At 52.2% G+C, this 4,230-nt stretch carries 5 protein-coding genes and 1 tRNA gene; 2 read left to right on the top strand and 4 right to left on the bottom strand.

The features are described 5' to 3' along the window. Both HA48_RS21695 and ilvL read right to left on the bottom strand, forming a co-directional pair. Positions 1 to 633, bottom strand: a 633-nt coding sequence (locus HA48_RS21695; RefSeq protein ID WP_244182929.1) for a thiamine pyrophosphate-binding protein, incomplete at its 3' end; no start/stop codon positions are given. Between the two features lie 149 nt (positions 634 to 782). Next, the gene (gene ilvL, locus HA48_RS21690; protein WP_071813600.1) at positions 783 to 881 is read right to left on the bottom strand and encodes an ilv operon leader peptide; all 99 of its coding nucleotides are present in this window, start codon (positions 879 to 881) and stop codon (positions 783 to 785) included. 328 nt (positions 882 to 1,209) lie between these two features. On the opposite strand from ilvL, the gene HA48_RS21685 reads away from it, so the two are divergent. Then, entirely contained in the window at positions 1,210 to 2,730 is a 1,521-nt protein-coding gene (locus HA48_RS21685; protein ID WP_128603154.1) for a YifB family Mg chelatase-like AAA ATPase, read from the top strand. Positions 2,731 to 2,759: 29 nt separating this feature from the next. On the opposite strand, the gene HA48_RS21680 is transcribed toward HA48_RS21685, so the two are convergent. Continuing rightward, positions 2,760 to 3,098, bottom strand: coding sequence for a MaoP family protein (locus tag HA48_RS21680; protein WP_128603153.1), 339 nt, complete (start codon positions 3,096 to 3,098; stop codon positions 2,760 to 2,762). A gap of 121 nt (positions 3,099 to 3,219) precedes the next feature. Here HA48_RS21680 and hdfR point away from each other — a divergent pair, with 121 nt between their 5' ends. Then, on the top strand, positions 3,220 to 4,041 hold the full coding sequence (hdfR, locus tag HA48_RS21675; protein WP_031279770.1) for an HTH-type transcriptional regulator HdfR: 822 nt from the start codon (positions 3,220 to 3,222) through the stop codon (positions 4,039 to 4,041). A gap of 105 nt (positions 4,042 to 4,146) precedes the next feature. Here the strand turns inward: hdfR and HA48_RS21670 are convergent. After that, a tRNA-Trp gene (locus tag HA48_RS21670) sits at positions 4,147 to 4,222 on the bottom strand. Positions 4,223 to 4,230 lie beyond the last annotated feature (8 nt).

The raw sequence follows: 4,230 nt of genomic DNA, 5'->3' as shown, positions 1-4,230 counted from the left end.
CTGCGCCATGCCCACGCCGCCGCCGATATAGAGCATTGGCTTGTGCGATTGCGCCATCAGCGCACGCGCTTCGGCAATATGCTGCGGCGAGTGGCTCAGCGCCTCTTCCACCGGCAGCAGGTGTGGTGTCAGTTCGCCACTGGCGATCTGAATATCTTTCGGAATATCAACCAGCACCGGACCGGGACGACCTGATTGCGCGATAGCAAAAGCTTCCGCCATCACGGAGGGTAAATCATCAAGAGATTCAACGAGGAAGCTGTGCTTGGTGCAGGCCAGGGACAATCCCAGCACATCGATCTCCTGGAAAGCGTCTGTGCCGATAAAGGCCGAGGAGACCTGACCGGTGATGGCGACCACCGGAACAGAGTCCATCATCGCATCGGCCAGCCCGGTGATCAGGTTTGTCGCGCCTGGCCCCGATGTAGCAATACAAACGCCGGTTTTGCCCGTGGCACGCGCATAGCCGATTGCGGCCATCACTGCCCCCTGCTCATGACGACACAACAGGTGTTCCACGCCGCCATCGTAGAGCGCATCGTACACTGGCATGATTGCTCCGCCAGGATAACCAAATACGGTGTCGACACCCTGCGCGCGTAAAGCCTGAACTACCCATTGTGCACCTGTCATGCTTATTCTCCTGTATTCCTGGTGGAACAACAGAATTTTATGCTACTGCTCATAAACTGTTCCTCGCTGATTAACTGATATTTCCCGTGGTCGAAAAAAAACCCCCGGACCTTTCGGTGCGGGGGTTTTTCGAATTCCGGGCTTGATTTTTAAGCCTTTCTTTCTCCAAGCGTAGCCCCGCACGGTGGGTTAATAATCACCACCACGCTAATCACGACTAGGCTAATCACTTGTAGAAGGGCTTTCATGTGTTGTCTGTTTTTTCTTTGATTCGAAGTAATACCTACAGAGGTACCATAGTTAGCCGGACATTTACAATAATTTTCATCATAAATTTTTCCGTTGTAGCAGTGCATTACGGGTTATCGCTTTGTAAGTAAAAGGTTATTCATGGTAATGATAAAAATTCATTACGACCGTAACGTAATTGCGCGGGACAATTTGCGATCCTGCTCTGAAAAAACATGAACATGCGGCAAATGGCGATGAAAACCCGGAATCGGCGCCGCCAATTTGCAGAAATCCTGTCGCCACCTGATGCAGGCTGACAGATGATAAAGACAACAAGGAGTGGTTATGTCTTTATCCAGAGTGTTAACCCGTGCGGCATTGGGTGTACAGGCGCCGCTGGTCACAATTGAAGTCCATATCAGTAACGGACTGCCTGCTTTAACCCTGGTAGGCCTGCCGGAGACGACTGTAAAGGAAGCGCGGGAACGGGTGCGCAGCGCCATCATCAATAGCGGATTCACGTTTCCGGCTAAACGCGTCACTATCAATCTGGCACCGGCCGATCTGCCAAAAGAGGGCGGTCGCTATGACCTGCCGATTGCTATTGCGATTCTCGCGGCCTCAGAACAACTGCCAGGAGCCAAACTGGCACACTATGAGTTCCTGGGGGAGCTGGCGCTCAACGGCGCGCTCTGTGGCGTTCAGGCCGCGATTCCGGCAGCCATGGCCGCGCTGCAGGCCGGACGGCAAATGGTATTAGCGGAGCAGAATCAACAGGATGTTGGTTTGATTCAGCAGGGTAAAACGCTGGTGGGCAAACACCTGGTGGAGATCTGCGCTTTTTTGCATAATAAGGCCCAGTTGACCGTTGCCCATTACCAGCCTGAAATGCCTGATGGGGAGGCACAGGACCTCAGCGACATCATTGGTCAACAACAGGGGCGTCGGGCGCTGGAGATTACCGCAGCAGGCGGTCACAATTTGCTTCTGCTTGGGCCTCCCGGAACCGGTAAAACTATGCTGGCGACGCGCTTGCCCGGCATTATGCCCCCTCTGGACGATCGAGAGGCGCTGGAGTGCGCGGCGATAGCCAGTTTGGTCAGCAGTGGCAATCTGCATCATCAGTGGCGCCGGCGCCCATTCCGGGCGCCTCACCACAGCGCCTCGCTTTATGCGCTGGTCGGGGGTGGTTCGTTACCTCGTCCGGGAGAGATATCACTGGCGCATAATGGGGTCCTGTTTCTGGATGAGCTGCCAGAGTTCGAACGCAAGGTACTGGATGCGTTGCGTGAGCCAATCGAATCCGGTGAGATCGCTATTTCCCGCACGCGCGCTAAAGTTACTTATCCGGCGCGCTTTCAATTGATTGGTGCAATGAATCCAAGTCCTACCGGCCATTATCAGGGGAACCATAACCGCTGTACGCCACAGCAGGTTCTGCGATATCTCAGCCGGTTATCAGGCCCCTTTCTAGACCGGTTTGATTTGTCGCTGGAAATTCCACTTCTACCGAGCGGTACGCTAAGCCAGAAGCAGCAGCAGAGTGAAACCAGCGCAGCCGTACGCGAGCGTGTGCTGGCAGCACGCGCCATACAGATAAAGCGGGCGGGTAAAGTTAATGCGCTGCTCTCTAATCCGGAGATAGCGCGCGACTGCGTATTGCTGCAGCAGGATGCAGAATGGCTGGAGGATGTACTCAATGCCCTGGGCTTGTCAGTACGGGCCTGGCAGCGCATTTTGAAGGTGGCGCGGACGATTGCTGATTTATCAGATGAAGTGCAAATTACACGACAGCATCTGCAGGAGGCGGTGGGCTATCGCAGCATTGATCGTTTGATGATCTATCTGCATAAGAGCCTGGAATAAAAAACGGGGCTGAAATTAGCCCCGTTTTTTTAATCGTCACTGTCGCTAAAATCTTCTACGGTATCCATTTGCGGCTTGCCGCCAGATAACGTATGGAAGCGCTTAGGACGCTTGATCCGCGCAGTGTATTTTGACCAAACGCGTTCGGCATCAGTCCGTGGTTCACGAACCCCACGGCAGACTTCTAAAAATGAACGCTCTTCATCCGTAGCTGGCTCACGCTTTGCCAAATCCAGCTCATTAAAAGCATATCCGTGGCGTTCCAGAAGCTGGGCTTCTTTAATGGTGAAGTCACCATGACGCGAAAAACCACGAGGGTAATGTTTGTTATCAAAGAAACGATTAGTTGTTGCGAAGCTTTCCGCCATTTTACACGCTCCTGATTCTCATATGGCCGTGCTATTTATGGCGCGGAGTATTAGATACGCTTGACAGAGTGTAAAACAAAACATTTAAATCAGTACGACAAACATTTTTTGGGAGAATGCTGTGGATACGGAATTACTGAAAACTTTCCTTGAAGTGAGCAGAACGCGTCATTTCGGGCGCGCTGCTGAAGCGCTTTACCTCACGCAATCAGCCGTAAGTTTTCGCATCCGTCAGCTGGAGAATCAGCTGGGCGTTAACCTTTTCACCCGTCACCGTAATAACATCCGGCTGACTTCAGCAGGTGAACGTTTATTGCCTTATGCTGAAAGCCTGATGAGCACCTGGTTGATGGCCAAGAAGGAGGTCTCGCATACCCAGCAGCATCATGAGCTTTCCATTGGGGCCAGTGCATCGCTGTGGGAGGCTTATCTAACCCCCTGGTTGCAGACGCTTTATGAGAATCGGGAGAGCCTGCATCTTGAAGCGCGCATTGCTCAGCGTCACCTGCTGGTAAAGCAGCTGCATGAGCGTCAGCTGGATCTGCTGATTACGACCGAAGCGCCGAAAATGGATGAGTTAACCAGCCAGCAAATTGGACATATTTCGCTCGCCTTATTCCGGGCTCGTAAAACTGAGAAACGGGAAAAGTATGATTACATTAAACTCGAATGGGGCGCAGACTTTCACCAGCATGAAAGTTATTTATCCAGCGATGATGTACCGGTATTAACCACGACATCAGCGCACGTCACCCGTGAATTACTGCACACAACAGGTGCCTGTGCATTTTTACCGGATTTCTGGCACGGCATTTATAGCGATCTGATGGTTATTCCTGACACACCTGTAGCGGTACGCCCACTCTATGCTGTGTGGTTGCAAAACAGCGATCAGCAGGCGCATATTCGTCAGCTGCTTAAATATCCGGTTCTGACGCACTAATACAATAAATGAAGGGAGTTTGAGGGGATATTTATCACTCAGGCTCTTATTCTGCGCTGAATTTTGGACAAAAAAAATCCTTTGCCGAAGCAAAGGATTATTTTCTGGCAGGGGCGGAGGGACTCGAACCCCCAACACCCGGTTTTGGAGACCGGTGCTCTACCAATTGAACTACGCCCCTAATTAGGG

The sequence above is a fragment of the Pantoea wallisii genome (genome assembly GCF_002095485.1).
Classification (GTDB): domain Bacteria; phylum Pseudomonadota; class Gammaproteobacteria; order Enterobacterales; family Enterobacteriaceae; genus Pantoea; species Pantoea wallisii.
The sequence above is the reverse complement of the archived record's forward strand: the minus strand, read 5'-3'. Positions and strand labels throughout refer to the sequence as shown.

Bases quoted from the DNA above. Each gene is read 5' to 3' on its own strand.
- ilvL (WP_071813600.1), bottom strand. From the start codon at position 881: ATGAAAGCCCTTCTACAAGTGATTAGCCTAGTCGTGATTAGCGTGGTG.
- HA48_RS21685 (WP_128603154.1), top strand. From the start codon at position 1,210: ATGTCTTTATCCAGAGTGTTAACCCGTGCGGCATTGGGTGTACAGGCG.
- HA48_RS21680 (WP_128603153.1), bottom strand. From the start codon at position 3,098: ATGGCGGAAAGCTTCGCAACAACTAATCGTTTCTTTGATAACAAACAT.